Genomic DNA, 22,581 nt, shown 5'->3' with positions numbered 1-22,581 from the left:
CGACTTCCGGTCGATCCCGGGCTGAGCTGGCGGAACATAGGCTGGCGGGCATGGTCGGACGGATCTGGGAGTGGTGGCGGGGGCACGCCCCGCTCGTCGACGCCGGCTTCCTCCTGCCGGTCGTGCTGCTGACGGCGATCCAGACGTCCGATCTGACCCATGATGTGCCGGTCGCGGGCTATGCCGCGCTGTCCGTCGGGCTGCTGCTGCCGCTGGTGTGGCGCCGCCGGTGGCCGGTCCCGACGTTCTGCATCGTCGCGCTGGTCAGCCTGGTGCAGTGGTGCTTCCACGTGACGCTGATCCCGGCGAACTTCGTCGTGCTCGTCGGGCTCTACACCGTGACCGCCTACACGACGCCGTGGCGGGGGCTGGCGGCGCTCGGCACGGCCCAGCTCGGCGCGCTCATGGAAGTGCTCCAGGTCTGGACGGGGGGCTGGAAGGACATCGAGGGCCCCTTGCTGTTCTTCGCCGTCGTCAACTTCGGGGTGTGGATCCTCGGCCTGCACATCCGCACCCGTCGCGAGTATCTGCGCTCGGTGGAGGACCGTGCCGCGCGGCTGGAACGGGAGCGGGAGAACGAGCTGCGGATGGCGCGGGCGGGCGAAAGATCCCGGATCGCCCGAGAACTGCACGACGTCGTCGCGCACAACGTCAGTGTGATGGTGGTGCAGGCCGACGGCGCGTCGTACACGCTCGACACCGATCCGGCCCGCGCCCGGCAGGCGCTCACGGCGATCTCCGAGACGGGCCGGACGGCGCTCGGCGAGATGCGGCGGCTGCTCGGCGTGCTGCGGGCCGACGACGACGTGTCGGTCTACGCGCCGCAGCCGGGGCTCGCGCAGCTCGGCGACCTGGTGGACCAGGTGCGCCACGCGGGGCTGCCGGTGGACGTGCAGGCGTCCGGCGAGCCACCGTCGCTGGCGGAGGGACGGCAGCTCACGATCTACCGCGTCGTCCAGGAGGCGCTCACCAACACGCTGAAACACGGCGGGCCGGAGGCGACGGCCCGGGTTCGGCTCGGCTACGGGCCGGACGAGGTGCGGGTGGAGATCTCCGACGACGGCCGGGGCGCCGCCGCGTCCGACGACGGGCGCGGGCACGGCCTGCCCGGCATGCGCGAGCGCGTCGGCGTCTACGGCGGCGAGGTGCGCGCCGGGCCCCGCGTCGGCGGCGGGTTCGAGGTGGTCGCGCGGATACCGGTGCGCGAGGATGCGGTGATGAGCGGGAAGGGCGTCCGATGATCCGGGTGGTGCTGGTCGACGACCAGGAACTGGTCCGGGCGGGGTTCCGCATGGTGCTGGACGCCCAGGAGGACATCGAGGTAGTCGGCGAGGCCGGGGACGGGGAGACCGCGCTGCGGCTGCTCGCCGCGACGCCCGCCGACGTCGTCCTGATGGACGTCCGGATGCCGCGGATGGACGGCATCGAGGCCACCCGCCGGATCACCGGCACCGGCGCCGGGCCGCGCGTGATCATCCTGACGACGTTCGACATGGACGAGTACGCCTTCGCGGCGATCAAGGCCGGTGCCGCGGGGTTCCTGCTGAAGGACGCGGGCCCGGCGCAGCTCATCGCGGCGATCCGGGCCGTCCATTCGGGCGACGCGGTGGTCGCGCCGAGCACGACGCGCCGCCTGCTGGACCGGTTCGCCGTGCACCTCCCGGGCAAGGAGGACAAGGCGCTGGACGCGGTGAAGGCGCTGACCGGGCGCGAACTCGACGTGCTGCTGCTGGTCGCGCGGGGGCTGTCGAACGCCGAGGTCGCGGCCCGGCTGCACCTGTCCGAGGCGACGGTGAAGACCCATCTGGGACGGCTGTTCACCAAGCTCGGGCTCCGCGACCGCGTGCAGGCGGTAGTGCTGGCGTACGAGACGGGCCTGGTGAAGACCGGGCAGCTCCAGCCGCCGGAGTAGCACGGGCGGGACGGCCGGAAGGTTGACCCGGGGGTCAGCCATAAGTCGTACACCGGCCGGGAATTGCGACGATCGGCGGACCCGAATCGAAGACGCGCGGTCGATGGCAGGGCGGCGGTGAGTTCCTAGCGTGGAGAGCGTTCAGATCCCCCCTGCGAGGAGCCATCGTGACCAGCGCGTTCGCCAGTCCTCCCGGAGCGGCCTCGGCCGTGCCCGGCACCCCCGCCGTCCGGGCCGAGCGGGTGTCCAAGGTGTACGGAGACGGGGACGCGGCCGTCCACGCGCTGCGCGGCGTCGACGTCGCGTTCGCCTCCGGGGCCTTCACCGCGATCATGGGGCCGTCCGGGTCGGGCAAGTCGACGCTGCTGCACTGCCTGGCCGGTCTCGACACCGTCGGCGCGGGACGGATCGTCCTCGGCGACACCGATCTCGGGCAGTTGAACGACCGGCGGCTCACGCTGCTGCGGCGCGAACGGGTCGGGTTCGTCTTCCAGGCGTTCAACCTGCTGCCGACGCTCACCGCCGAGCAGAACATCCTGCTCCCGCTGCAACTCGCGGGCCGCAAGGCCGACCGCGCGTGGTTCGACCGGGTCGTGGACGTCGTCGGCCTGCGGGACCGGCTCGCGCACCGTCCGTCCGAGCTGTCGGGCGGGCAGCAGCAGCGGGTCGCGTGCGCGCGGGCGCTGGTCTCCCGGCCCGACGTGATCTTCGCCGACGAGCCGACCGGCAACCTCGACTCGGCGTCCGGCGCTGAGGTGCTCGCGTTCCTGCGCTCGTCGGTCCGCGAGATGGGGCAGACGATCGTCATGGTCACGCACGACCCGGTGGCCGCCTCCTACGCCGACCGGGTGGTGTTCCTGCGCGACGGCGTGATCGTCACCGAACTGGCGGACCCGACGCCGGCGTCCGTCCTCGACCGGCTCGCCGCGCTGGAGGGCTGACCGATGCTGCGGACCACGCTCGCGGGCCTGATGGCCCACCGGCTCCGGCTGCTGTCCACCGTCGTGGCGATCACGCTCGGCGTCGGGTTCATCGCCGGGACTTTCGTGCTGACCGACATGATGAACCGGGGCATCGCCGAGACGTTCGCGCGCTCGGCGGACCGGGTGGACGTCGCCGTCCTGCCGCCCCGGGGCAGCGACAAGGAGCTTCCCGCCGCGCTGCTGGCGAAGGTCCGCGCCGCGCCGGGCGTCACCGAGGCGCAGGGCCTGGTGCGCGGCGACGCGCCGCTGCTCGGCCCGAACGGCCGCGTCGTCGGGGACGCGCCGACCGTCGGGCTCGCGGTGCCGGCCGGGCGGCTGCTGCGGTACCGGATGGAGCAGGGCCGGGCGCCGGCCGGTCCCCATGAGGTCGTGCTCGATCCGTGGACGTCACGGCGCCAGCACTTCGCGGTGGGGGACACCGTGACCGTCCTCGACAGCCGCGACCGGCCGCACCGCTTCACCGTCAGCGGGATCATCGACGTCGGCATCGACGCCGAGGCCAGCGTGCGCGGCGCGGTCGGGTTCGCGCCCGCCACCGCGTCCGCGATGACCGGCACGTCCACCTTCACGGAGATCGACGCGGTGGGCGGCGGCACGGCGGGCGTCGCGGCGGCCGCCGGCTCCGGCTACCGGACGCTGAGCGGGGACCGGCTCGCCGTGGAGATCTCCAAGGCCAACGGCGCCGACACGAAACTCATCGGGGCGGGGCTGCTGCTGTTCGCGCTGGTCGCGATGCTGGTGTCGGCCCTCGTCATCTACAACACGTTCACGATCCTCATCGCCCAGCGGACCCGCGAGATGGCGACGCTGCGCTGCGTCGGCGCGACCCGCCGCCAGGTCTTCCGGGGCGTGCTGGTGGAGGCGGCCGTCGTGGGCCTGGTCGGCTCGCTGCTCGGGATCGCGGCCGGGGTCGGGCTCGGCGCGGGGGCGCTGTCGCTGATCAGATCGGCGGGCGGGCAACTGCCGCCCGCCGACGTCGTGCTCGCCCCGCGCACGGCGCTGGTCGCCATCGCCGTCGGAATGGTCGTGACGGTGCTGGCGGCGATCGTCCCGGCCCGCGCGGCGACGCGCGTCGCGCCGGTCGCGGCGCTGCGCGACGAACGCGAGCCGGGCGGCGGACGCTTCCGTCCCGGCGGGTTCCGGATCGCGGCGACCGTCCTGTTCGGCGGGGCGGGCCTGCTGGCCGCCGTCGCCGGGGCGGTCGGGATGAAGAAGGGCGAGGCCGCCATGTACGCGGTCGCGGGCGGCGGCGCGCTGGTCTTCCTGGCGGTGATCGCGCTGATGCCCGTGCTCGTCGGGCCGCTCGGCCGCGCGGTCGGCGCACTGCCGGCCCGGTTCGGCGGCGTGCCCGGACGGCTCGCGGTCGCCAACGCGCGCCGGACACCGCGCCGCACGGCGACGACGACGATCGCGCTGACCGTCGGCGTCGGCCTGATGAGCCTGTTCGCGGTCGTCGCCGCGGGCGGCAAGGCCAGCGCGGCCCGCCAGGTGGACGACCAGTTCCCGGTGGACTACCAGCTCAGGGCGCAGTTCGACCGCACGTCCGACCGGACGCTTCCCGCCGGGCTGACGGCGGCCCTGCGGGCGCGGCCCGAGTTCAGCGCGGTGCTGGAGGCGCGCTCCAAGGACGCCCGGATCGGCGCGGACGCCGGGACGTCCGTCGCGACGCTCACCGCCTCGGCATGGGGCACGATCATGAAACCGAAGTTCCGTTCGGGATCGCTGGACGCCTTCGTCCCCGGCACCGCGATCGTGGACGAGGTCACCGCCGAGGGCCTCGGCCTGCGGACGGGCTCGCGTACGACCGTGGCGACCCGGAACGGCCCGGCGCCCGTCCGCGTCGCGGGCGTCTTCGCCGAGGGCGGCGCACTGACGGGCTTCGTCGTCCCAGAGCCCGACTTCCAGCGCTACTTCGGCACGGTCGCACCCGAGCACGCCTACGTGAAGGTCCGCGCGGGCGTCGGCCCGGACGCCGGCCGGGCGGCACTGGACGCGGCGACCCGCGCCTACCCGACCGTCCGCGTGCAGTCGGCGGCGGAATCCAAGGACCAGCTCACCAAGGCCATCGACACGGTCTTCATGATCTTCGGCGGTCTGCTCGGCCTGGCCATCGTGATCGCCCTGTTCGGCATCGCGAACACGCTGTCCCTGTCGGTGGTGGAACGCACGCGCGAGTCGGCGCTGCTCCGCGCGATCGGCCTGACCAAGCGTCAACTCCGCCGGATGCTCTCGGTGGAGGCCCTGGTGATGGCGGTGATGGGAGCCGTCACCGGAGTGGTCCTCGGCGTGGCGTTCGGCTTGGCGGCGACCGAGGCGATGACGGAGGACTCGATCCTCGCCGTGCCCTACGCGCAGATCATCGCGTTCGTCGCCCTGGCGGGCCTGGCAGGCGTCCTTGCGGCGATCCTCCCGTCCCGCCGCGCGGCGAAGACGTCGATCGTGGAATCTCTCGCCCACGACTGACCACCCCCTCAGCGGGCGGCCTCCAGAACCCTGCGCTGGAGGCCGCCCCACCCCGACCGCCGCCAACGCCGCGGATCGACCCGCTGCTCCTTCTGCCCGAGCGGCACGAGATCGGCGGCGGGCCGTGGTGGGGGGCCGGCCGGGTCCCGCCCTGGCGCCTCGGGGCGGGACGCGGGAGCCTTCGGCTCGTCCGTCAGCTCAGCAGCAGTCGGAGCAGCACGCGTTGTCACACGACGGGTTCTCGCAGCACGGGTCCATCAGCGCATTCACCTCCCTTCGGGGTGGGCATGTCCGGTGGGCACCAGGTCCCGGGAACCGGGTCCGGGCAGTCGGGGCCGGGCATCTGCGTCAGCATTCCGGTGAGTTCGGCGCGCAGTGCCGCCAGCCGCGCCATCTCGGCGTCGATCTCGGCGACGTGGCGGCGGAGCAGGCTCTCGGCCGGTTCACAGGCGCACGCGCCCGCCTCCCGCACGACCAGCAGCTCGCGGATCTCGGCGAGCCGCAGTCCGAGCCGCTGCGCGCCCCGGATGAACAGCAGCCGGTCCACGTCGCGCTGGTCATAACGCCGATGCTCGCCGCTGGTGCGCTGCGGAACGGGCAGCAGCCCGGCCCGCTCGTAGTACCGAACCGTGTCGGCCCGCACACCGATGCGCGCCGCCAACTGCCCGACCGACAACCCATCATCGACCTGGTGACCCCTCATACCGCGAGGCTAAGACCCGGACCCCAGTCCAAGTTCAACCCCCATCACCAGATTTCTCCGCAACCCGCCCGTCTGCCAGTTCGCGTCCCACGCCCGCACGCGAATCGCTGACCTACGGATGAAAAGTCCGGAGCTGTGGGACCGGACGCCGAGCCGAGGCCACACTCTGCGTGACCGATCCGAACGACCATTCCGGCTGGTCCACGGCGGACGAGGGCGGGGCGCGGATCGCCCGGCAGGTGCTCGACGGGCGTGTTCCTCCGGGAGCCCGGCGGCAGCTACGACTGGTGAGGGCCGGGCGACGTCTCGGCCGGGACGCCCGACCACTCCTGCAACTGCGCGACGAACAGTTTGGCCTGGTCAGGCCAGTGATAGCGGAGGCGGGCGGCGCGGTGGCCGGCGGTGCCGAACGTCCGCCGCAGGTCCGGGTCGTCGCGCAGCCGCAGCACGGCGGCCAGGACGGCGGACGGGTCGCCGAACGGCACGACGATCCCGCACTCGTCCCGTTCGACGATCGCGCGGGCGGCGGGGAGCGGCGTCGTCACGACCGGGACGCCGCGCGCCATGTACTCGATGATCTTGGTGGGCACGGAGTGGCGGTAGTTCGGCTCGTCGTGCAGCAGCGACAGGCCCGCGAGCGCGCCCTCGACCAGCGCAAGCGCCGCGTCGTTGGACTGGTAGCCGTGCCAGCGCAGCACGCCGTCGCGCTGGGCGGCGCGCAGCCGCTCGCCGAGCTTGGGGTCCGCGCCGCCGACGAGGTCCGTCCGGATCCCGTGCGGGACGAGCGCGGCCGCGAGCGCGAGCAGGTCGTCCGCGCCGCGCGCCGTCGACAGGTGCCCGACGTACACGACGCGGTCCGCGCCGGGCGGCGGCGGGCTCTGCGCGGGCACGTGCGTCGTGTTCGGGACGATCGGGTGCTCGATGCGGAACCGGGGCCGGTAGCCCTCCTCGGCGAGCAGCAGCCGCAGGCGCCGCTCGGCGAGCCGTTCCGCCCAGCGCACCGGGCGGCGCAGCAGGGCGGCGAGGAACCCGGGCAGCCACGCCTTACCGGAGAGCGCGGCAGCCGTGTCCTCATGGACGTCCCACACCGTCGGCGGACGGCGCCGGATGAACGGCAGCAGCAGCAACAGTTCGGGATCGTGCAGCAGCAGGACGTCCGCGTCGCGCGCATGCCGGGACAGCGCACGCCGCACGTGCCGCAGGGCGCGCAGCCGGCGCCGGCCCCGGGCGCGCGGGACGTCCACGCCGGTCAGCTCGGGCCACGGCGCCGCGCCGGACGCGGAGAACGGCGCGATGTAGGTGACCTCGTGCCCGGCGGCGAGCAGGGCGCGGATCTGCCGGTGCAGGATGCGGGCGTCCTCGGCGTGGTGGACGACCGTGCACACGCACACCCTTAACCGATCGCGGACGACCATGTCAGAGCGCCTCCACGCCGGGACGCGACGGTACGGCCCCGCGGGTGTCGAGCAGGAGCCGCGCCCCGTCGGCGAGCAGGTCGGTGTCGTAGGCGCGGTGGCGTTGCAGCAGGATCGTCAGGTCGGCGTCCGCCAGACCGGTCTCCAGTTCGGCAGCGGGCACCGACGCACCGTCCACCGACCACGCCGTGACATACGGGTCGTGGAACGACAGCTCGGCCCCGAGCGCCAGCAGCCGCCGTGCGACGGGCAGCGCGGGAGATTCGCGCTGGTCGGCGATGTCGGCCTTGTACGTCACGCCGAGCAGCAGGATCCGGGCGCCGTTCAGCGCGCGTCCCTCCCGGTTCAGCATTTGCTGCGCACGGTCGGCGACGTACCGCGGCATCCGGTCGTTGATCTCCTGCGCCAGCTCCACGAACCGGAACGGGTAGCCCAGCGAGCGGACCTTGTACGACAGGTAGTTCGGGTCGATCGGGATGCAGTGCCCGCCGACACCCGGTCCGGGACGGAACGCCTGGAAACCGAACGGCTTCGTCGTGGCGGCGTCGATGGCGTCCCACAGGTCGATGCCCAGTTCGTGGCAGAACACCGCCATCTCGTTGACGAGCGCGATGTTGACGTGCCGGTACGTGTTCTCCAGCAGCTTCGCCATCTCGGCCTCGCGCGTGCCCTTCGCGCGGACCACCTCGTCCACGAACGTCCCGTAGAACGCGGCGGCGGCCTCCGCGCACGCGGGCGTCAGCCCGCCGACGACCTTCGGCGTGTTGCGGACGCCGTAGACGTCGTTTCCGGGGTCGATGCGCTCCGGCGAGAACGCGAGATGGAAGTCGGTGCCCGCAGTCAGCCCCGTCGCTTCCAACAGCGGCTTGACGACCTCGTCGGTCGTCCCGGGGTACGTCGTGGATTCCAGCACGACGAGCGTCCCGGATCGCAGGTGCGACGCTACGGACCGCGTCGCACCGATCACGGCGGTCAGGTCCGGGCCCTGGTCGTTGGACAACGGGGTCGGCACGCAGATCACGACGGTCGAGGCGCCCGCGACGACCCCGGCGTCGTCCGTCGGGTGGAAGCCGCGGGCCAGCATGTCCGCGACGTCGGCGGCCGGGACGTCGTCCACATGGGAGCGTCCGGCGCGCAGCGCGGCGACGAGGCCCGCGTCGCGGTCGAGCCCCGCGACCGACAGCCCCGCCCGGACGGCCTCGCGGGCGAGCGGCAGCCCGACATAGCCCAGCCCGACGACGACGAGATCGACGTTCACCCCGGTTCCTTCCGGCCTCAGCACGGGACGTCCAGCGCACGGTAGGCGTCGCGCAGGCGTTCCGTCCCGATGCGCCAGGTTCGTTCCCCGTGGACCCAGGCGCGCGCGGCGTCCCGGATCCGATCCGTCCCGGCACCGTAGAGCGTCGAAGTGATCTTCTCCGCCAGGTCGTCGGGATCGCCCGCCAACGTTAGCCGCCCGGTGACGTCCGGGTCGATGATCTCGCGCAGGGCGGGCAGGTCGCTCGCGATCACCGGCACGCCGCCTGCCATCGCCTCCAGCGGCTTCAGCGGCGTGACCAGGCGGCACACGCGCTCGTCGCGGCGCGGGACGACGAACGCGTCCAGCGCCGCGTGGTACAGCCGGACGTCGTCGGCCGGGACGCGGCCCGGGAACAGCGCGTCCAGCCCGAGGTCGGCGGCGCGGCGCTCCAGCGCGGCGCGTTCCGGGCCGTCCCCGACGAGCAGCAGCCGCACCGGACGGCCCCGGTCGCGCAGCCGGGCGCCCGCCGCCAGCAGCGTGTCCAGGCCCTCGTAGCCGTAGAAGCTGGTCGTGGTGCCGACGACCTTCTCGTCCGGCGCGATGCCGAGCGACGCGCGCAGCCCGGACGCGTCCGGCAGCGGCCGCAGGAACACGTCGTCCACGCCGTTCGGGATCACGAGGACCTGCTCGGCGGGCACGCCGCGCGCCACGATCTCGTCGCGCATGGCCGCGCCGAGCGTCACGACGAGGTCGGCGGCGGCCATGCACGCCGTCTCCAGCTCGCGGCTCAGCCGGTAGAAGTCGCGGCCGGTGTCGCGGCGCGGGTCGCGCGACAGCCACGACTCCTCCAGGAATCCGCGCACCTCGTAGACGACCGGGATGCCGTGCCGCGCCCGCAGCTCCAGTGCGATCTGCGCGTTGACGTGGTTGCTCGCGGCGTGCAGGACGGCGGGCCGCAGCCGTTCGACCAGCGCGGACGCGGCGTCCACGTTCGCGTCGAGCGCGGCGCGGGCCGTCGGCGGCAGCTTCCACGGGATGAGGCGGTGGTAGGAGATGCCGTCCACGTCCACCAGCGGACGGGGGTCGCGGGCGCCCTGCGCGACGGGGAAACCGAGCCGCGTCACCACATGCGGATCGAGGCCCTGCGCGCGTTGCGCCGACACCAGGCGATGGGTGCGGACCGTATAACCGGCGTTCGTCGTTGGCAGCGCGTTCGTGACGATGTGCAGGACACGGCCCGGCGTCCCATCGGTGCGCTTGGCGGCGGGCGGCGGCGTCCAGGTGAGGGCGTCGAGACGTCCCGCGAGGTCGCGGCGCACGCGCGCGGGGGCGTGCTCGGACTTCGCGACGGCCTCGCGGAGCCGTCCGTCCTTGGCGGCCAGCAGCGCGCCAAGCCGCGCGCGGTCGCGTTCGGGCAGCGCGTCGAGCAGCGGGCCGGCCGCGTCCGGGCGCTCCACCGCGACCGTGAACGCCGCGAGTCGGCGCAGCCTGCGGGGGCGCGCGTCCGCCGCCGCGCGGGCGATGGTCGCGAGCGCGTCGTCACGCCGTCCCTGGTCCCACTGGCCGTACGCACTCGGGACAGGTCCGGCACGCAGTAGCATTCCGCGCATCATGCGTCGAACCGGCGCCGGTAGCACGCGCAGCGCGAGGAGCGGCGTTCGCGCCGGTTCCGTGCGCACGTGCCGGACGGCGACCTGTGGGGCGAGGGAGACCGCCTTTGCCCAGGACATGGGCAACAAGTACACCAGACACCGGAGGCCCGATGGCGTCGCTCGTCCTTCATGTCATGGGGGCTCGTCCCAATTTCATCAAAGCGGCTCCCGTGGTCGCCGCGCTCCGGGGGCGCGGATGTGAACAGCGGGTTGTCCACACGGGACAGCACTATGACGAGCGGATGTCCGCGATCTTCTTCCGCGAGCTGGATCTGCCCGCGCCGGACGTCGATCTCGGCGTCGGATCGGGCAGTCACGGGCACCAGACGGGTGCGCTGCTCGCCGCTCTGGAGGACGAGTTCGTCGCGTCGTCGCCGGATCTCGTCGTGGTTTACGGGGACGTGAACTCCACGCTGGCGGCGTCCCTCGCAGCGGCGAAGCTGCGCATTCCGGTCGCGCATGTCGAAGCGGGCCTGCGCAGTTTCGACATGTCGATGCCGGAGGAGGTCAACCGGCGCGTCGTCGACCAGCTCGCGGACCTGTGCCTGGTCACGAGCCCGGAGGCGATCGGGCACCTCGCCAACGAGGGCGTCGCGGTGGACCGCGTGCATTTCGTGGGAAATCCCATGATCGACACGTTGCTCGCGCATCTCGACCGGTTCGATTCCGCCGCCGTCCGGGAAAAGAACGGCCTTCCGGAGCGTTATGTCACGGCCACGCTGCACCGGCCCGCGAATGTGGACGACCCGGAAACCGCCGGCGTTCTCGTGGCCCGGCTGCACGAGGTCGCCGATCTCGTGGACGTCGCCATGCCCGTCCATCCGCGCAGCCGCCCGGCGCTCACCGCCGCCGGCCTCGGCGCGCATCCGGGAATTCACCTGATGGACCCCTTGGGTTACGTTGAGTTCGTCGGTCTGGTGCGCGGCGCGGTCGCCGCCGTGACCGATTCGGGCGGGGTCCAGGAGGAGACGACGATTCTGCGCGTTCCGTGCCTGACGTTGCGCCCCAACACCGAACGGCCGATCACGATCACGCAGGGAACGAACCGGCTCGTGACGGCCGGGGAACTCGTCCCGTCCGTCCGGAAGCTCCTGGACGACGGGCCGCCACCGGAACGCGCCGCGCCGCCGCTGTGGGACGGGCGCGCGGGCGAACGCATCGCCGACGTCCTGCTGCGGAGCCTCGCATGACCGATGACGCCGAGATCAAACGACTGCAGGGCCGGTTGCGCAAGCGCGAACGGGAACTGCGCGAGCGCGACCGGCGGCTGCGCGAGACGCAGGCCCGGCTGGCCGCGCTGGAGGCGTCCACGGCGCTGGCGGTCGGCCGCCGGCTCGCCGCCGCCGCGCGCCGTCCCGGCCTCGGGCTGATCGCGCTGCCCCGCGACCTGTACCGGATGGCCAAGGGCCGGGCGCCCGGCGGCGGGACGGCGCAGACGACGCCGGGACGCGCCGGGTCGAACTGGCCCGAGCTGCGCGGCGAGGTCGGCCAGGACGAACGGCTGCTGTTCGGTGCGTCGCTGCGTCCGTCCGGACGGCCCGTCGTGGCCGGGGTGTTCACCGCAACGACCCGCGAGGCACTGAGCGAGCACGCCCACGTCGTGGCGCTGCGCCCCTTCGACGCGGGGGTCGCGGTGGACCAGGCCGATCCCGACATCGTGCTCTTCGAAGCGGCGGCGTGCGCGGCCGGGCACCCCTGGGCCTACCTCGGCGACGCCGCCGCGGCCGACCGGCAGCGCGCGCTGCTCGCGGTGCGCGAGGCGGCCCGTCCGCTGGACCGGCCCGTCGTGCTCTGGCACAACGCGCGGCCGTCGCCCGGCCTGCCCGCGCTCGGCTGGGACGAGGTCGTGGACGCGGCCCCCGGCGCCGTCCCGACGTCCGCCGACCTCGACAGGATGATCCGATGACCGAACAGCGGCTCCGCGCGCTCGTCTACGGGGACGTGGACCTCAACCTCATCGACGGGTCGGCGATCTGGGCGCAGTCGATGGTGCGGGCGTTGCGCGCGGCGGGCTGCCGGGTGACGCTGGTGCTCAAGGCGCCCGTCCGGACCGGACGGCTCGTGGACCCGCTGACCGAACTGGACGGTGTGCTCGTCCGGCATCCGCACGCCGAGGGGCTCGTGGCGGGGGACGCGCCGATGACCGTCCCGCAGGCGCACGCGGTGCTCGCGCGGGTCGACGGCGACCATCCGCACGATCTCATCGTCGTGCGCGGGCGGGCGATCGCGGCGGCGCTGGCGGACGACGGCGCGTTCCGGGGGCGGCTGTGGCCGTATCTGACGGACGTCCCGCAGAACCTCGCCGGATTCACCCCCGAGATCCACGGCGACCTGCGCCGCATCGCGCGTGCCGCGCGGACATTGCTGTGCCAGACCGAGGAACTGCGCTGCTTCCTGGAGCAGACGGTGCCCGAAGCGTGCGGGAAGTCCGTGCTCTTTCCGCCGACCGTCGTTGTCCCGCCGGAACTCGCGGAGCCCGCGCCGCGCACGGCGAACACCCCGCTGCGGCTCGTCTACACGGGCAAGTTCGCGCTGCGGTGGAACACCTTCGAGATGACCGGGCTGCCGACGCGGCTCACCAACGCGGGCGTTCCGACCGAACTGGACATGGTCGGCGACAAGATCCACGACGAACGCGACGATCCGGACTTCGCGGACCGGATGCGGCGGGCGCTGGAGTCCGCGCCGGGCGTGCACTGGCACGGCGGCCATCCGCGCGAGAAGGCGATGGCCATCGCCGCGGGCGCGGACATCGGGCTGTCGTGGCGGGCGCCGGAGCTGGACGCGAGCCTGGAACTGTCCACGAAGGTCCTGGAGTTCGGTGCGCTCGGGCTGCCCGTGCTGCTCAACCGAACGCCGATGCACGAGACGCTGCTCGGCGAGGACTATCCGCTGTTCGCCGCGTCCGAGGACGACGCCGTGGACGCCCTCCGCCGCGCCGCGCAGAACCCCGACCTGTACGGACTGGCCGCCGCGCGCTGCCGGACGGCGGCGGACGGCTTCACGCTGGAGCGGGCCGCCGAGCGGCTGCGGGACGCGCTCGCCGAGGTTTATCCACAGCCTTCGGTCGAGGTTGCCGGGCCGCCGCTGAAGGTGGTCGTCTGTGGGCATGACCTCAAGTTCTTCACCCGCCTGCTGCAGCATCTGGCCGCCCTGCCCGGGCTCGACGTCCGCGTCGATCCCTGGCGCACCCTGTCCGAGCACGACGAGGAGCGCAGCCGGGAACTCGCCGCGTGGGCCGACGTCGTCATCTGCGAGTGGTGCGGGCCGAACGCGCTCTGGTACGCGCGGCACAAGAAGGCGCGGCAGCGGCTGATCGTCCGGCTGCACCGGTTCGAGCTGGACTCGGGCTGGCCGCAGAAGCTCGACATCGACCGCGTCGACCAGGTGGTCTGCGTCAGCCCGCACTACGCCGCGCTCACCGCCGAGGCGACCGGCTGGCCGGCGGAGAAGATCACGGTCGTGCCGAACTGGGTGGACGTCGCCCAGCTCGACCGGCCGAAGCTGCCCGGCGCGCGGTTCCACCTCGGGTTCATCGGCGCCGCGCCGTCCCGCAAGCGCCTCGACCTCGCCGTGGACGTCGTCGAGGAACTGCGCCGCCGCGACCCGCGCTTCACCCTGTTCGTGAAGTCCAAGCTGCCCTGGGAGTACTGGTGGATCTGGAAGCGCCCGGAGGAACGAGCGCACTACGAGGCGCTGTTCCGGCGGATCGCGGCGTCGCCCTCACTGGCGGAGGGCGTCGTGTTCGACGGCTACGGCGGCGACGTCGCGGCGTGGCTGCGGCGGGTCGGGTTCGTCCTGTCCACGAGCGACGACGAGAGCTTCCATCTCGCGCCCGCCGAGGGGATGGCGTCCGGGGCCGTCCCGGTCGTACGGAACTGGCCGGGCGCCGACACGATCTACGACCGCCGCTGGATCCACCGGGACGCCGGGGAGATGGCCGACGCGATCGAGGTGATCGTCAAGGGCGGGCGCTGGGACGAGGAGCGGCGCATCGGCCGGACGCAGGTCCGCGACGCCTACGGACTGCCGCGCGTGCGGGACGCGTGGGAGGAGATCGTCCGGGGCCGGTGACCGGATCCGGCCACGCGCCGGACCGGGTGTGCCCGATCTTTACCGCAGGTGAACTCGGTGACCGAATTGGCGGGCGCGGCGGCTGGGGACTGAACGCTTTCCAGGAACCGGGCGCGGCGCGCGGTGGACGTCTTTACTCTGTGCTGTATAGGACACCGGTATCCGTTTCCTCAGCATCCCGCACCACCCAGGGGTCTTACGACGTGACGGACATGGCAGGCGGACCGGGGCGGGCGCGTCTCATCCAGCCCGACCGCGTCTACGTGGGCTGGCGGTACGCGCAGGTCCACCCCGAGCCGGGGCCGCCGCCGCCCGCGCCCGAGCGGTCCGTGCCCGCCGCGCCGTCCCCGCCCCGGCGCCCGCCCGGCGAGCAGTTCGCCAACCACCAGCTCCGCATCACCGCGGGCGGGGCGTGCGCGTTCATCCTGCTGTTCCTGCTCTGCGCCGTGGTCGGCGTCCTGCCGTGGGCGTTCGCGGGGGTGGGCGTGCTCGCGTGCCTGGTCGTCCTCGGGATCACCGGGTCGGCGCTGTGGCGCGACGAGCAGGCCGTCCGCGCCCGCATCGCCGCGCAGCGCGCCGGGGAGGAGGCCGAGCGCCGCGCCCGCGAACGCGCCGGGGCCGCCGCCGACCGCGCGCACGCCGACGCCTACCGCGCCTGGGACCGGCGCCGCCGCGCCTACGAGGAGCAGCGCGAGTGGTACCCGGTCGCGGTGCCGCCCGGCGTGGACCGGGTCGACGTCGTCGGCGGCACGCTCGCGGGCTGGTCGGCGTTCGTCACGACGATGGGCGCGGCCCGGCTCGCCGTCGGCGCGCGGCTCACCGTCGTGGACCTGTCCGAGGGCGCCGTCGCCCACGACCTGCTGCGGCTCGCGTCCGACCGGGGCGACGACCCGCTGGTCTGGGTGCTGCCCGCCGACCTGCCCCGGCTGGACGTGACGCGCGGCCTGTCCCCCGAGGCGCTCGCCGACGTGCTCTCGCTCGTCGTCGGCGCCGGGGAGGAACAGGCGAGCACCCGCGACCTGTCGTTCGACAACTCGATCCTGGAACGCGTCATCGAGGTGCTCGGGCCGGACGTGACGCTGCCCCGGATCACGGCGGCGCTGCGCGTCCTCGCCCAGGTCGGCGACCCGCGCGACGACCTGCGCCGGGGCCTGCTCACCGACGAGCAGCTCGAACGCATCGCGACGCTGTTCGGCCGGGACGCCACCGGACGCATCGTCGTCCGGCACGCGTGGGCGCTGGAGGCCCAGCTCCGCAAACTGGAGCAGATCGCGACCGAGCAGGTGGTGCTGCCGCCGTCACGGCTGCGCGTCGTGTCGATGGACCGCCGCGCCGGCGTCCTGACGAACCGGGTGCTCGGCACGTACGTCACGACCGCGCTAACGCACCGGATCCGCGAGTCCCCGCCCGGCGGGCGCTGGGAGCACACGCTGCTGGTGTGCGGGGCCGAGAAGCTGCGCGGGGACGTCCTGGACCGGCTGATCGACGCCTGCGAGGCCACCGGCAACGGGCTGGTGCTGATGTACCGGTCGCTGCCGCCGCACGTCCGGGAACGGCTCGGGCGGCGCGGGCACGCCGCCGTCGGGTTCATGCGGCTCGGCAACCCCGAGGACGCCCGCATCGCCGCCGAGCACATCGGCACCGACCACCGGCTGCTCGTCGCCGAGATCACCGACACGGCGGGCGAGACGCCGTTCGACGTCGCCGGGGAGACCTACGCCTCGACCGTCGCCTACGCCCGGACGCGCGGCGACGGCCGCTCCGATCCGCTGACCGAACCGGTCTGGTCGCCGCTGCCCGCCCCGGCCGCCGACGACGCGGCGCTCGTCCAGGGGATCTCGTCCGCGACGGCGTGGGGCCGCACGATCCCGCCGAACCTGTCCCGCCAGCGCGCCCGCGAACTCCTGATCGAACCGCCCCAGCTCCAGGAACTGCCGCCGACCGCGATGGTCTTCACCCACGCCGGCTCGACGGGCCGCCGGATCCTCATGGTGGACGCCAACCCCGGCATCATCACCCTGCCCACCGTCCACTCGATCGAGTTCGAGGAATACATACGCGAACAAGGGGACGCATCCGTTCCCGACGACGACCCGCCGCCCGACGAGCCGCCGCCCCCGCCGCTCACCGCCCCGGTCGGCCCCCGCCACGGCCGCCCCCGCCCGAGCACGCCCCGCCTCGGCGCCCCGCGCCGCACGACGGGCCGCCACGCCGCCGGCCGCGAACGCCCCTGAGCGCGTCGCCTCGCCTTTGCATGCCGTCATGCCGCTGGCGATGAGCGTCGGTGAAGGTACCGCCGGTCGTTCGCTGCGTGTCACGTTGTTGGGCGCGAGCGTCCGTGTGTGCGTCGTCTGGTGATTTGGGGGTTGTTGCGCCGCCGGTCGTGGATGTCGCTGGGCGTGCCATTGGTCGTTCGTCGGGTGGCGTGTGGAGGGTGCGGGCGTCTGTGCGCGCGTCGTTCGGTGAGCCGCCGCGCCGCTGGCCTGGATGTTCTTGGGTGCCGCTGGCCGTGTGTTCGGCGGCGCGTCGGTGGTGTGAGCGTGTCGTCTGGTAGTCGGGGGACGGCCGCGCTGCTGGTCTAGATGTTCTCGGGGGTGCAGGCGGTCGTTCGCTGGGTGGCGTGTTGGTGGTGCGTGCGTGTGGTTCGGGGGACGACCGGGCTGCCGGTGTGAGCGTGCACGAACGTCGGTGAGTGTGCCGTTCGGCGGGGCGTCGGCCGTGGGCACGTACGCGAACGTCGCCGGAGCCCCCAGCACTCGTGAAGGTGTCGTTCGGGGTGCGTGGGAGCCGGTGCGGTCGGGGCGTGTTAGGCGGGGGCGCGGTTCACGAGGAGGTCGAAGGCGGTCTGAATCGTTTGGGCCTCGTCTGGAGTGAGGGAGCCGAGGACCTCGGCCAGCCAGTCGCGGCTGTGGCAGAGGGCCGCTGACGTGGCGACGCCTTCGGGGGTGGCGGCGATCAGCTTGACGCGTCCGTCGTGGGGGTCGGTGCGGCGTTCCACCAGGCCGAGAGCGACCAGGCGGTCGACCTTGGCGGTGAGGTTGGACGGGTCGCAGCCGAACTGCTCGGCGAGTTCCTTCATGGACGAGGGCTTGATCGCGGCGAACCCCAGGACGCGGGCCTGGGCCAGGGTCAGGCCGGCGCGCTGGGCCGAGGTCTCAAAGTCCAGCAGGTAGGCGCCGACGAAGTCGAGCATCGCCTTGCGGATCCCGGGGAAGCGCCCGCGCGCCAACTCGCCCGTCAGGGTCTCACCGGTGAAGGACGGCCGCACGCTCACACGTCCCAGAGTAGCTGAGACATTCAGGGAAAATGCTTGATACTCTCAGGCATATACATGAGACTCTCATGCATATTCCCGAGTGGAGGAGCCTTCCATGAACGCACCGCAGCACGTCGTCCACGGGACGAGCCCGGAACGGCAGATCGACGAGGTCGTCGCGGCCTACGTCCGGGCCGCCGACCACCGCGACGGACGGGCGATGGCCGCGCTGTTCACCGACGAGGCCGTCGTCGAGATCTACTACACGGGCGACGGGGAGCCGCGGCTGCTCGGCAGCGTGCGCGGCGCGGCGGCCATCGGGCAGGCGGTCGCGGGCATGATGGCGCCGCACCCGCCGCGCGGCTGGAGCCATCACACGACGTTCGACCACATCGTCCGGGTCGAGGGGGACACGGCCACCGTCGACGTCCAGTTCCTGGTCTACAACGTCGTCGGCGCCGCCGAGCCCGAGGGCGGATGGCCGCCGGGGGCGTCCGGCGCGCAGGGGACGATCACGCCGATCGAGTCCGGTTACAACCGCACCCGGCTGCGCCGCTCCGGCGACCGGTGGCTGATCACCGAGCACGTGATCAGCCACGACCTCCCCTACGCGTTCCCGCAGGGCTGAGGCGTGCGGGCCATTCGCCGGACGGCGCCCGATCCCGACGGCCTGCTGGACGGCATCGAGATCGCCGACCACGACGCGCCGCCCCCGCCGCCGGGCTGGACCACGGTGGCGTTGAAGGCGGCGTCCGTGAACTACAGCGACCTGATGGCGCTGCGCGGCTTCGGGTTCGACCCGTCCGGGCCGCCGCGCGTGCTCGGGTCGGACGGCGCGGGCATCGACCGGGACGGCAACGAGGTCATCGTCTACCCGATCGTCGCGGCTCCCGGGCACGGCGACCCCCTGCACGATCCGGGCCTGCGCATGTTGTCGCAGGGGATCGACGGCACCTGGGCCGAGAGCGTCCATGTGCCGTCCGCCAACCTCGTGCCCAAACCGCCGGAGCTGTCCTGGGAGCAGGCGGCCTGCCTGGGCACCGCGTGGCTGACGGCCTACCGGATGCTGTTCGGCCGCGCGGACCTCAAGCCCGGCGAGACCGTCCTCGTGCAGGGCGCCGGCGGCGGCGTGCCGACCGCGCTGATCCGGCTCGGCGTGGCGGCGGGGCTGCGGGTCTGGGTCGCCGCGCGCGACCGGGAGCGCGGGCGGCGCGCCGTCGACGAACTCGGTGCGCGCGCCGCGTTCCCCGCCGGGACGCCCGTGCCCGAGCCGGTGGACGCCGCGCTGGACTGCGTCGGCGCGGCGACGCTCGCCCACTCGCTGCGCTCCATCCGTCCCGGCGGACGGCTGGTCACCGCAGGGGCCGTCACGGGCGCGACGGTGGAACTCGATCTCGCCGACCTGTTCGTCCGGTCGATCTCCGTCCACGGCAGTGCGATGGGCAGCCCCGCCGAGTTGCGGCGGCTCGCCCGGCACTGCGCGGCGACCGGCGCCGGGCCGGTGATCGACGGCGTCTGGCCCCTGACCGGCGCCCGTCCGGGCCTGGCACGGGCGCTGGCGGGCGAGGGGTTCGGCAAGATCGTCCTGCGCTGCGACCGGTGATCGCCGGGAGTTGAAGGCGCGCCGCAGGCGGACGGCGCGGCCCGGCGGAACCGGGAGCGCCGTCCGGGCGCCTCGCCGCGCGTGACGGGCCGGAAGACCGTCGAGCAGGAGTCCCCACCCGCCGGACGCTCGTGGAGGCCGTCTACCGCAACGAGATCAGCCGAGTGTGCGCCGCCCGCCGGACGCACCGCGAGGCCGCCCTGACGGACGGCCTCGCCGTGCGTCCGGCCGTGCGCGACGGCGCTCGGCGGGGATCGCGTTGTGCGCCGACGGCCCCGAGCGACCTCGCGCTCCTCCTGCTCGGCGACGGCGCCCGCGTCCCGCCGCGCGGTGGTTCAGCCGCGCGGGGGTGCGACGGTCATGAACCAGCGGAGCGCTTCGGCGACGCCGCGGCGTCCGGAATCGGTGTGGCCGAGGTCGCCGAGGTCGGTGAGGGTCGCCGCGCGTCCCACCTGCCGGACGCAGTGCCGCGCGTTGGCGAACGCCACCTGCTCGTCGCCGCGAGCGCCGATGACATGGACGGGGACGTCCGCGCCCCAGCCCCGGCACGTCCGGTCGTTGGCGTCGAGCGCGGCGGCCAGCGCGCCCGTGGGGTGCTGGATCATCGCCAGCCCCTTCTCGGTCAGGAGCCGCTGCGGCGAGGCGGGGAGCCGGGGGACGATCTCCTGCTCGCCGTGCCGTCCGTCGTACAGCGGCGCGACGGTGGTGTCGTAGGGCGCGCGGAACACCTCGGACGCGCTGCCGTACAGGTGGTAGAGCCGGTTCCAGGACGTCAGGAAGTACGCGAGGTAGTACGCCGACGCCTTCGGGTCCAGCGTCCCGTCGAAGATCGCGGGGACCTCGGCGCCGCGCAGGTCGTAGGGTCCGCTGACGGGCGCGGCGGCGGCGAGGCGGAAGCGCGGGTCGGCGCCGTTGCGCAGGGCCGTGCCGAAGGCCATGGCCGCCTGGCCGCCCTGGGAGAAACCTGTGGCGAGCAGGCGAGGGTCCAGCGTGCGTCCGGTCCGGGGCGCGAACGCGAACGACGCCCGGACGAGGTCCAGCGTCGCCGTCGCCTCCGACCGCGCGTGCAGGTACGGATGCGCGCCGGGCCCGACGCCGAGGCCGAGGTAGTCGGGCTCGACGGCCGCGTATCCGGCGGAGGCGAAGAGCAGGCCCTCACCGGACCGTCCGCCCTCGTCCACCGACGGCGCGTCGGCCGCCGCCGCCATCGTGCCGTGCGCGTAGGTGACGACGCGGAGCCGCTGCCGTCCGTCGCGCGGCAGGACGAGCAGGCCGCTGGCCGTGGTGGGCTTCCGCGCGGCGTCGATCGTCCGGTAGACGATGCGGTACGCGGTGACGCCGTGGCGGACGCGTGAGGCGTCCAGGCCGTCCTCGCGCAGCGCCGCCCGGACGGCCCCCGCGCCGAGGTCCTGCACGCGCCGCACCGACACGACGGCGCCCCGCGCTCCCGCGAGCGCCGTGCCGCCGAGCGTGACCGCGTTGGACGGTCGGCTGCTGGAAGTGGACGACGGGTCGGGGAGCGCAGCGCGAGCGGACGGGCTGGACAAAACGAGGGCCGTCAGGGTTCCGGCGGCCAGTACGGCCAGTGGTGATCTCATGCGTCGAACCTAGAAACGCGGACGCGTCGGCACGATGGCTCTGCGCCCCGGTTCCGGGTGCCGCGCATGACACTTCCGGGGGTGGTTCTAGAGCCACCCCGGGCCGGGTCAGCGGTGCCAGTACTGCGCTTTCGCCGAGACGTTCGCCTCGCCGTCGGCGGTGGGATGGAGTTCGACGTAGAGGTGCTGGCGCGAGTCGCAGACGCCGACGAACGTGCCGGAGCCCGTGCGGACGGGATAGGTCTTGCTGGTGGCGTAGCCGTTGTCCGGGTCGGTCTCGATGAGGCGGAACTGGTGGCCGCCCGAGACGTCCACCTCGCCCGACGCGTCGGGTCATGATCGCCGACACCGAGATTTTCGCCTCACGGGCCGGAATGATTTCGGAACGATCGCAGAACTATCCGTGCGGGCGCCCCACCGAAGGTCGCTGGCGAAAAACTGTCGATGACCGTTATCCTTGCCGAAGTTCGAGCGTAGGCACTGGACGGTCGGCCCCCGCAGAATCGAGAGAAGCCGATGAGCGATAAGACCATCATCGACTATGCCTCCGAACCGCAATCGGAGTTTCTGAGCGAAGCGGCGGCGGAATTGCGGGCCCTCATACGCTCCGCTCGGCAGGCCATCGGCTCTCGTGACCTGCGACGCTCCCGGCGGAGAAACCCCGACCCTCGCGACCCGGACCGCGCACGTCCCGGCAGATCGGCGGACGAGAGGCAGTACCGCAAGGACCGGCCCGCCTGGGAACAGGTGTGGGACGACCGCTTTTGGGAGCGGGCCGAGTCCGACGACATCGCCCGTGCCTGGGACGCGTGCGATCGATGGGCGCGCCTGGAGTATCCCGTCGCGGAAGCGGCGCGGCAGCACATGCGTGAGGAGATCGCCGATCGGTACGGCATCGACGTCGATGAACTGCCGGACCGCGGCCCAGACCGGGATGGCGCCGGGCGCGACGACCCGGACGTGAACGGCCCGGAGCTCGAGGGTTCGGTTCTGAATGGCCCCGACCATGACCCGCGCGCCTCCGAGAGCGACCCGGATCGCGACGACCGAGAACCTCGCGACCGGATCGCCGCGCTTCGCTGGGAACTGGACGAAGGGCGATGGCAACGGCCCTCTCCGGAAGAAGCCGGGAAGTTGTGGGAGCACGTCGGCGCCTGGCCGCCCGACGCCGGCCGAGATGACGGCCTGGAGGTCTTGCGCGACGGGATGCGCCGTGAGTTCGGCGTCGACGTACCGCTCTCCGCGTCGCCCGCCACGACCCATCGTGCGGTCGCCAACGGCCTGTGGCGTCGATCCCGTGGTGAGGACGCCGAGTCCGAACGGCGGGACGACGTCACCGGTCGACTGGACGCGGACAACCGGGGCATGGGCGCAGAGGAGGCAGGAAGAGTCCAGGTCGAGGAGCAGCGCAGATTCGCGGCGGACCTGCGTGAGGCGGCGGACCAGGACCGCGCGGCGGCGGCGGTGATCGAGGGCTTGGACGACGAGCCGCGTGCCGCGGTCCGCGTCGCTGGCAAGGGCTTCCCCGCAAACGTGGGCGCCCGCCTCCGCCGGGCCGCCGCACTACGCGGCAGGGTTGCGCCCGCCGGAGCGCCGAGCCAAGGCCGCACTTTCACTCGAACGCCCTCGCCTGAACGCTGAATGCTTTCGGGTCGCGGACGCGGCACGGGCGCTCGATGGCG

General features: G+C 73.4%; 18 protein-coding genes. 11 read left to right on the top strand and 7 right to left on the bottom strand.

From position 1 onward, the window contains the following. Nucleotides 1-50 precede the first annotated feature (50 nt). The 4 genes from BTM25_RS00765 to BTM25_RS00750 all read left to right on the top strand — a co-directional run bounded on the left by BTM25_RS00765 (nucleotide 51) and on the right by BTM25_RS00750 (nucleotide 5,358). Nucleotides 51-1,241 (top strand): sensor histidine kinase, encoded by a 1,191-nt coding sequence (locus BTM25_RS00765; RefSeq protein WP_103560836.1) that lies wholly within the window; start codon nucleotides 51-53, stop codon nucleotides 1,239-1,241. Continuing rightward, the gene (locus BTM25_RS00760; protein ID WP_103560835.1) at nucleotides 1,238-1,912 is read left to right on the top strand and encodes a response regulator; all 675 of its coding nucleotides are present in this window, start codon (nucleotides 1,238-1,240) and stop codon (nucleotides 1,910-1,912) included. Before BTM25_RS00765 ends, BTM25_RS00760 begins: the two co-directional genes overlap by 4 nt. Nucleotides 1,913-2,079: 167 nt before the next feature. Next, entirely contained in the window at nucleotides 2,080-2,853 is a 774-nt protein-coding gene (locus BTM25_RS00755; RefSeq protein ID WP_103560834.1) for an ABC transporter ATP-binding protein, read from the top strand. A gap of 3 nt (nucleotides 2,854-2,856) precedes the next feature. After that, a complete protein-coding gene (locus tag BTM25_RS00750) occupies nucleotides 2,857-5,358 on the top strand; it encodes an ABC transporter permease (protein WP_103560833.1) in 2,502 nt (833 codons plus the stop codon). A gap of 226 nt (nucleotides 5,359-5,584) precedes the next feature. Here BTM25_RS00750 and BTM25_RS00745 read toward each other — a convergent pair whose 3' ends face one another. From BTM25_RS00745 to BTM25_RS00730, 4 genes are all read right to left on the bottom strand, one after another. Beyond that, nucleotides 5,585-6,061, bottom strand: coding sequence for a MerR family transcriptional regulator (locus tag BTM25_RS00745; RefSeq protein ID WP_103560832.1), 477 nt, complete (start codon nucleotides 6,059-6,061; stop codon nucleotides 5,585-5,587). A 278-nt stretch (nucleotides 6,062-6,339) separates the two neighbouring features. Continuing rightward, nucleotides 6,340-7,446, bottom strand: coding sequence for a glycosyltransferase (locus BTM25_RS00740; protein WP_407923359.1), 1,107 nt, complete (start codon nucleotides 7,444-7,446; stop codon nucleotides 6,340-6,342). Between the two features lie 31 nt (nucleotides 7,447-7,477). Next, nucleotides 7,478-8,734, bottom strand: coding sequence for a nucleotide sugar dehydrogenase (locus BTM25_RS00735; RefSeq protein ID WP_103560830.1), 1,257 nt, complete (start codon nucleotides 8,732-8,734; stop codon nucleotides 7,478-7,480). Nucleotides 8,735-8,751: 17 nt separating this feature from the next. Then, nucleotides 8,752-10,446 carry a glycosyltransferase family 4 protein gene (locus BTM25_RS00730; protein ID WP_407923358.1) on the bottom strand — a complete coding sequence of 565 codons (1,695 nt, stop codon included), beginning with the start codon at nucleotides 10,444-10,446 and terminating at the stop codon, nucleotides 8,752-8,754. 32 nt (nucleotides 10,447-10,478) lie between these two features. Here BTM25_RS00730 and wecB point away from each other — a divergent pair, with 32 nt between their 5' ends. The 4 genes from wecB (at nucleotide 10,479) to BTM25_RS00710 (ending at nucleotide 16,676) form a co-directional block, all read left to right on the top strand. Next, the gene (gene wecB, locus BTM25_RS00725; RefSeq protein WP_103560829.1) at nucleotides 10,479-11,558 is read left to right on the top strand and encodes a non-hydrolyzing UDP-N-acetylglucosamine 2-epimerase; all 1,080 of its coding nucleotides are present in this window, start codon (nucleotides 10,479-10,481) and stop codon (nucleotides 11,556-11,558) included. After that, the gene (locus tag BTM25_RS00720) at nucleotides 11,555-12,274 is read left to right on the top strand and encodes a hypothetical protein (RefSeq protein WP_103560828.1); all 720 of its coding nucleotides are present in this window, start codon (nucleotides 11,555-11,557) and stop codon (nucleotides 12,272-12,274) included. Before wecB ends, BTM25_RS00720 begins: the two co-directional genes overlap by 4 nt. Further along, entirely contained in the window at nucleotides 12,271-14,442 is a 2,172-nt protein-coding gene (locus BTM25_RS00715; protein WP_103560827.1) for a glycosyltransferase, read from the top strand. The genes BTM25_RS00720 and BTM25_RS00715 overlap by 4 nt, the downstream gene beginning before the upstream one ends. Before the next feature lie 212 nt (nucleotides 14,443-14,654). Continuing rightward, nucleotides 14,655-16,676 carry a hypothetical protein gene (locus BTM25_RS00710; protein ID WP_103560826.1) on the top strand — a complete coding sequence of 674 codons (2,022 nt, stop codon included), beginning with the start codon at nucleotides 14,655-14,657 and terminating at the stop codon, nucleotides 16,674-16,676. Nucleotides 16,677-17,248: 572 nt separating this feature from the next. On the opposite strand, the gene BTM25_RS00705 is transcribed toward BTM25_RS00710, so the two are convergent. Continuing rightward, nucleotides 17,249-17,716 carry a MarR family winged helix-turn-helix transcriptional regulator gene (locus tag BTM25_RS00705; protein WP_103560825.1) on the bottom strand — a complete coding sequence of 156 codons (468 nt, stop codon included), beginning with the start codon at nucleotides 17,714-17,716 and terminating at the stop codon, nucleotides 17,249-17,251. Between the two features lie 97 nt (nucleotides 17,717-17,813). Between BTM25_RS00705 and BTM25_RS00700 the strand changes: the two genes are divergently transcribed. Together BTM25_RS00700 and BTM25_RS00695 are read left to right on the top strand one after the other, a co-directional pair. Continuing rightward, complete coding sequence (locus BTM25_RS00700; RefSeq protein ID WP_103560824.1) at nucleotides 17,814-18,326, top strand: nuclear transport factor 2 family protein; 513 nt, start codon at nucleotides 17,814-17,816, stop codon at nucleotides 18,324-18,326. A gap of 3 nt (nucleotides 18,327-18,329) precedes the next feature. Next, nucleotides 18,330-19,301, top strand: coding sequence for a quinone oxidoreductase family protein (locus BTM25_RS00695; RefSeq protein WP_103560823.1), 972 nt, complete (start codon nucleotides 18,330-18,332; stop codon nucleotides 19,299-19,301). Nucleotides 19,302-19,636: 335 nt separating this feature from the next. Here the strand turns inward: BTM25_RS00695 and BTM25_RS00690 are convergent, their stop codons facing one another. After that, on the bottom strand, nucleotides 19,637-20,899 hold the full coding sequence (locus BTM25_RS00690; protein ID WP_146058912.1) for an alpha/beta hydrolase family protein: 1,263 nt from the start codon (nucleotides 20,897-20,899) through the stop codon (nucleotides 19,637-19,639). A 108-nt stretch (nucleotides 20,900-21,007) separates the two neighbouring features. Further along, nucleotides 21,008-21,214, bottom strand: a complete 207-nt coding sequence (locus tag BTM25_RS00685) for a hypothetical protein (RefSeq protein ID WP_103560821.1) — start codon at nucleotides 21,212-21,214, stop codon at nucleotides 21,008-21,010. 201 nt (nucleotides 21,215-21,415) lie between these two features. Here BTM25_RS00685 and BTM25_RS00680 point away from each other — a divergent pair, with 201 nt between their 5' ends. After that, a complete protein-coding gene (locus BTM25_RS00680) occupies nucleotides 21,416-22,540 on the top strand; it encodes a hypothetical protein (protein WP_103560820.1) in 1,125 nt (374 codons plus the stop codon). Nucleotides 22,541-22,581 lie beyond the last annotated feature (41 nt).

Origin of the sequence: Actinomadura rubteroloni (assembly GCF_002911665.1) — a bacterium.
GTDB lineage: Bacteria > Actinomycetota > Actinomycetes > Streptosporangiales > Streptosporangiaceae > Spirillospora > Spirillospora rubteroloni.
This window is presented reverse-complemented; position numbering and strand designations above follow the sequence as displayed.

Coding starts and splice junctions, on each gene's coding strand:
- BTM25_RS00745 (WP_103560832.1), bottom strand. CDS start 6,061: ATGAGGGGTCACCAGGTCGATGATGGGTTGTCGGTCGGGCAGTTGGCG.
- BTM25_RS00710 (WP_103560826.1), top strand. CDS start 14,655: ATGGCAGGCGGACCGGGGCGGGCGCGTCTCATCCAGCCCGACCGCGTC.
- BTM25_RS00765 (WP_103560836.1), top strand. CDS start 51: ATGGTCGGACGGATCTGGGAGTGGTGGCGGGGGCACGCCCCGCTCGTC.
- BTM25_RS00715 (WP_103560827.1), top strand. CDS start 12,271: ATGACCGAACAGCGGCTCCGCGCGCTCGTCTACGGGGACGTGGACCTC.
- wecB (WP_103560829.1), top strand. CDS start 10,479: ATGGCGTCGCTCGTCCTTCATGTCATGGGGGCTCGTCCCAATTTCATC.
- BTM25_RS00680 (WP_103560820.1), top strand. CDS start 21,416: ATGAGCGATAAGACCATCATCGACTATGCCTCCGAACCGCAATCGGAG.
- BTM25_RS00750 (WP_103560833.1), top strand. CDS start 2,857: ATGCTGCGGACCACGCTCGCGGGCCTGATGGCCCACCGGCTCCGGCTG.
- BTM25_RS00690 (WP_146058912.1), bottom strand. CDS start 20,899: ATGAGATCACCACTGGCCGTACTGGCCGCCGGAACCCTGACGGCCCTC.
- BTM25_RS00720 (WP_103560828.1), top strand. CDS start 11,555: ATGACCGATGACGCCGAGATCAAACGACTGCAGGGCCGGTTGCGCAAG.
- BTM25_RS00700 (WP_103560824.1), top strand. CDS start 17,814: ATGAACGCACCGCAGCACGTCGTCCACGGGACGAGCCCGGAACGGCAG.
- BTM25_RS00760 (WP_103560835.1), top strand. CDS start 1,238: ATGATCCGGGTGGTGCTGGTCGACGACCAGGAACTGGTCCGGGCGGGG.
- BTM25_RS00730 (WP_407923358.1), bottom strand. CDS start 10,446: ATGTCCTGGGCAAAGGCGGTCTCCCTCGCCCCACAGGTCGCCGTCCGG.